Raw genomic sequence first — 4,188 nt, forward strand, 5'->3', positions numbered from 1 at the left:
TACTAAATTAAAAAAAAAATAATAAAAAATATAAAAATTCTAATTAATACTAAATTATATAAAAGTAATAAATAGACTTAATAAAAAAGTAATAAAAACAATTAATTTTTAAAAAATAGATTAAAATAAATATAAAATAATCATAAAGAAAAAAATAACTAATTATTCTATTTAATAAAAAATTTAAAAACTTAAAATAAAAAATAACATAATTTTAATAAAAACATAAAATAAATAACTAATTTTAAACTTTAAATAGATATATAAATAAAATTAATAAAATTTTAAAATAGTAATTCGATATATTTAAATATATCAAAATATAAGTATTTAGTATGAAAACATGTAATGATGAAGATTGTAATAAAATAAATCTAAATCCAATTTTAGAAAAAATACCAAAAGATGATGAAATAGAAAATGAAGCAGAAATTATAAAAGCATTAGCAGATCCAACAAGATTAAAAATAGTATACATCTTATCTGAAACAAATGAACTTTGTGTATGTCAAATACTTGAAACACTTAATAAATCACAGTCTACTATATCACACCATTTAAATATTCTAAAAAAAGCAAAAATAGTTAATTGGACAAAAAAAGGACAATGGATTTACTATTCTCTTAAAAATCCAGGAATAATAAATGGATTAAATATAATATTTGATAAAAAAACAGTTTATAATTTCTCATCCTTTAAAATTACAAAAGAAGAGTAAATATTATGATAATTAAAGAAAATAATGAAAAAATAGCACTTGCAGCTTGTACTGGAATGAGTGCAAACGGACTTGTAAGTAGAATTGCAGTATACGATACTCAAAAAGAGTTGGATAATATTATACACATATGCATACCATCTACTGCAGCAGAATCAAATAAATCAATTAAAAAAATTATAAATAAATACCCCATAATAGCTGTAAATGGATGTGAAAATTCATGTGTAAATAAGATATTAAAAGATAAGAATATTAAAGTTAATAAATCAATTAACGTCAACAAAGAACTTGAAAATTGTAAAGTAAGACCAATTAATCCTGCAAGATGTGGAAAAAGAGAAGAAATTGCAGTAAATTATATTAAAAAAATATTAATAAAAAAAGCAAATGAAATAGGTGGAAATTAATATGGAAATTAATATTGAAAAATGGAATAAATGGGCAAATGATTCAAAATTTTTATTTACTGGAATAAATTTAAACAGAAAAATAGCATTTTTAATAGATACAAATGAAAATGAGCTTATAATCCTTAAAAAAGGTCAAAATGAAATTAATGTATCATTACTTACTAATGTTAAAGAAGTAGATGAAAAAACTGCAGATATATTATTTGAAATTAAAGAAGAAGATGTTGAAAAAATATTAAATGATAAAAACTTTAGTAAATTCTTAGAACTAACAAACAAAAATGAAATTAAAATATATGATTTAGCAGGTGTTAAAAAACTTATTAAAGAAGGATATGAAGCATTTTTATCAAGAATTGGTATAAATATAAATAATACTGCATCATCTTCTTGCTGTTGTTGTTAATAGTAAATTTAAAACTATATAATATTAAAAGGAGAATAAAATGATAATAAAATCAAAAGAGGAGAATGATGAATTTAAAAATATAATTAAAAGTAAAAAATTCAATGTTAAAGTAGACTATGATACATCAAAAGTAAGTAAACCAGAAAAAATAATTTATAAATATAATGAAAATATCATGAAAAAATTTATAGAATTATCAAAAGAATATGGTTTTATAAATATTGGTTTTACTAAAGTAAGTCCTGATGTAATTTTAAATAATACAAAATTAGAATATGACAATGCAATTATCCTTGTTCATGAAATACCAGACAGATTAATGGAAACTGAACCTGGAGATTTAGCTAAATTATATAGTGATAATTTTTATGAAGAACTTGCTAATAAAACATATGCACTTTCAGATTTCTTAAGAAAAAATAATGTAGATACAGAAACAATACATCCAGAATATGATGAATTTATAAATTTTTCAAAAATAGCAGCTAAAGCAAATTTAGGAGGAATTGGTGGAAGTGGGCTTCTCATAAGACCAGAATTAGGTCCAAAAGTAAAATTTTCAGTAATACTAACAAGTATGGATCTACCGAATAAAGAAGTAAAAGAAGATTATTCTTGGATTAAAGAATATTGTAAACGTTGTAATAAATGTGCAAAAGCATGTGAATATAATGCATTAACTGAAGATACTTTTAATCGCAAAAAATGTAAAGGTTGTAATGAAGGTTGTACTTATTGTATAAATGCATGTCCTTTTTATAAAAAAGGATACGATAATATAAAAAGAAAATTTATAAAATATAATGAGAAAATGGAGAAAAAATTAAAAAAACAAAATAAATAAATTAATCTTCATCATTTCTCATATTTTTTATAATAATTTTTGGTATTGGCATTCCTGGTTCAAGATTTATAGAAATACCTCTTTGTGCATCTTTTGCATCAATCACAACAGAATTATTTTCATCTAAATCTTCAGGACCAATAACAATAGGATTATTCATTGATGGACCTACAGGAGAAGGAATATAACCCGTTTCATCATATAAATCATTAAAATCATCATAATTACGTGGTTTATCATCAATATCATCTAAAAACTTTTCTGTCTCATCAGAAAAAGTTTCATCATCATCTAAAACATCTTCCTCATCAAAGAATTCATCAAAATTAAAGTCTTCCTTAATAATATCACTGTAATCACCAACCGTATAATCAATAGGATTACCATTAGAATCATATGCTTTAAAAGTTTGAAGGCTATAAGGTAATCTTACAATCATATGGAAAACACCTCTTTTAGAAAATGTCATTAAATCTGCATCAGAAGGCTCAGCACTAGGTCCTGGATGAGAATGAACAGTACCATAATATTTAGTATTAGGTGGAATTTGATCATAATGAAGAACTGCACCAGTATCTGATGTTTCACCTGGGATAAATATTAAACCAGTAATATATAATATATGGTTTTTGATAGTACCATCAAACATTGATAAAAATTCATGTGGATATGCCTCTTTTGCATAATAAACAACAGATTCAAGTACCTCTTTATCAACACATATTTTATCAAAGGAATTATCTTTAGAACCAAATATTTTTGAAAAAAAACTCAAAATTATACCTCTTTTACTAAATAATTAAAATTTAATTTCCAATTAACTCTTTTTCAACAAAAAATTTTCTATCAAATTTTGGAAGATTAAAATCTCTATATAAATACTTTTTAACAACAAGCTCTTCAGCATCAATTTTTTTATTATATTGTTTTACATGATGTATATTTTTATAAACTGCAAAACCTCTTTTCTGCCAAGTATCAATTTCATCAAAATTAATACCTTCTTCTGCTAATAAATCTTTAATATCAGACATATCTAAACCAAATAATTTAGATGCTGCAACATCAGCAGGATATTTTCTTTTTAAAGACCATATACCATAACCATTAATACAATTTCTCCAAGATTCATCTTGTCTCCATTTAAAATAATCAGAAATTTCATCATCACTTAATGGTATAATACGAGAATCAAAAGATATTGGTTTTCTAAAAGTCAAAGAATCATTATTTTCTTTAGTAGAAACACCTAAAACTTTTTTAAAACGTTCATATTCTTCTTCATATTCTTCTTTATTAAATAATTTTTCATTATCAATAGGAAATTCATTTAATAATCTTGAAGTTAATGAACCTGATGCAAAACTTGCAAAAACAGAGTCTAATTTTTCAACTCTACCATTAAATGGAATATCATTAAGTAAAATATTAATTTCATCAGAAAAACTATATATAAATGCTGGAGAAAATTCCTTCATAATATCAGTACATACATCAGACATAGCTTTTGCAAAACTTGAATCATAAGGTTTATTAAAATTTAAATCACTAGATAAACTATGGAAATTACGTCCATCTAAACGAATAATGATTTTATTTGCTTGTGAAACTTTTAAATTAGAATAAATTTCGAAATCTTTCATAGAATTATTAGACATTTTCTTACACCTTTATAAGTAATAAATGAATTTTTATAAAATACTTTTAATCAAAGAATTAACTAAAAATTTAAATATCTATTAAAATTTTTTAATAAATTTAAATTATAAAAATAAATTAAAAAAATTTGTATTGTATATAATT

At 22.4% G+C, this 4,188-nt stretch carries 6 protein-coding genes; 4 read left to right on the forward strand and 2 right to left on the reverse strand.

Features of this window, described 5'->3' with window-relative positions; genetic code table 11:
• The first annotated feature begins 335 nt into the window (after nucleotides 1-335).
• Genes BGI41_RS06865 through BGI41_RS06880 form a run of 4 tightly spaced genes read left to right on the forward strand, consistent with a single transcriptional unit; the run spans nucleotide 336 to nucleotide 2,385 of the window.
• On the forward strand, nucleotides 336-719 hold the full coding sequence (locus BGI41_RS06865) for a metalloregulator ArsR/SmtB family transcription factor (protein ID WP_088539813.1): 384 nt from the start codon (nucleotides 336-338) through the stop codon (nucleotides 717-719).
• Between the two features lie 5 nt (nucleotides 720-724).
• Complete coding sequence (locus BGI41_RS06870) at nucleotides 725-1,129, forward strand: putative zinc-binding protein (RefSeq protein ID WP_088539815.1); 405 nt, start codon at nucleotides 725-727, stop codon at nucleotides 1,127-1,129.
• A gap of 1 nt (nucleotide 1,130) precedes the next feature.
• Nucleotides 1,131-1,538, forward strand: coding sequence for a hypothetical protein (locus BGI41_RS06875; RefSeq protein WP_088539817.1), 408 nt, complete (start codon nucleotides 1,131-1,133; stop codon nucleotides 1,536-1,538).
• A gap of 40 nt (nucleotides 1,539-1,578) precedes the next feature.
• Nucleotides 1,579-2,385: a 4Fe-4S binding protein gene (locus BGI41_RS06880; protein WP_088539819.1), complete on the forward strand. Its 807-nt coding sequence runs from the start codon at nucleotides 1,579-1,581 to the stop codon at nucleotides 2,383-2,385.
• 1 nt (nucleotide 2,386) lies between these two features.
• Here BGI41_RS06880 and BGI41_RS06885 read toward each other — a convergent pair whose 3' ends face one another.
• Together BGI41_RS06885 and BGI41_RS06890 are read right to left on the reverse strand one after the other, a co-directional pair.
• Nucleotides 2,387-3,160, reverse strand: coding sequence for a Mov34/MPN/PAD-1 family protein (locus BGI41_RS06885; protein WP_088539821.1), 774 nt, complete (start codon nucleotides 3,158-3,160; stop codon nucleotides 2,387-2,389).
• 31 nt (nucleotides 3,161-3,191) lie between these two features.
• Nucleotides 3,192-4,043: a tRNA(His) guanylyltransferase Thg1 family protein gene (locus tag BGI41_RS06890; RefSeq protein WP_233126341.1), complete on the reverse strand. Its 852-nt coding sequence runs from the start codon at nucleotides 4,041-4,043 to the stop codon at nucleotides 3,192-3,194.
• Nucleotides 4,044-4,188 lie beyond the last annotated feature (145 nt).

Source organism: Methanobrevibacter sp. 87.7, from assembly GCF_002208625.1.
In the GTDB taxonomy this organism is placed as follows: Archaea; Methanobacteriota; Methanobacteria; order Methanobacteriales; family Methanobacteriaceae; genus Methanarmilla.

Excerpts from the sequence above, each read along its gene's own strand:
- BGI41_RS06875 (WP_088539817.1), top strand. The coding sequence starts at position 1,131 with ATGGAAATTAATATTGAAAAATGGAATAAATGGGCAAATGATTCAAAA.
- BGI41_RS06870 (WP_088539815.1), top strand. The coding sequence starts at position 725 with ATGATAATTAAAGAAAATAATGAAAAAATAGCACTTGCAGCTTGTACT.
- BGI41_RS06880 (WP_088539819.1), top strand. The coding sequence starts at position 1,579 with ATGATAATAAAATCAAAAGAGGAGAATGATGAATTTAAAAATATAATT.
- BGI41_RS06890 (WP_233126341.1), bottom strand. The coding sequence starts at position 4,043 with ATGTCTAATAATTCTATGAAAGATTTCGAAATTTATTCTAATTTAAAA.
- BGI41_RS06865 (WP_088539813.1), top strand. The coding sequence starts at position 336 with ATGAAAACATGTAATGATGAAGATTGTAATAAAATAAATCTAAATCCA.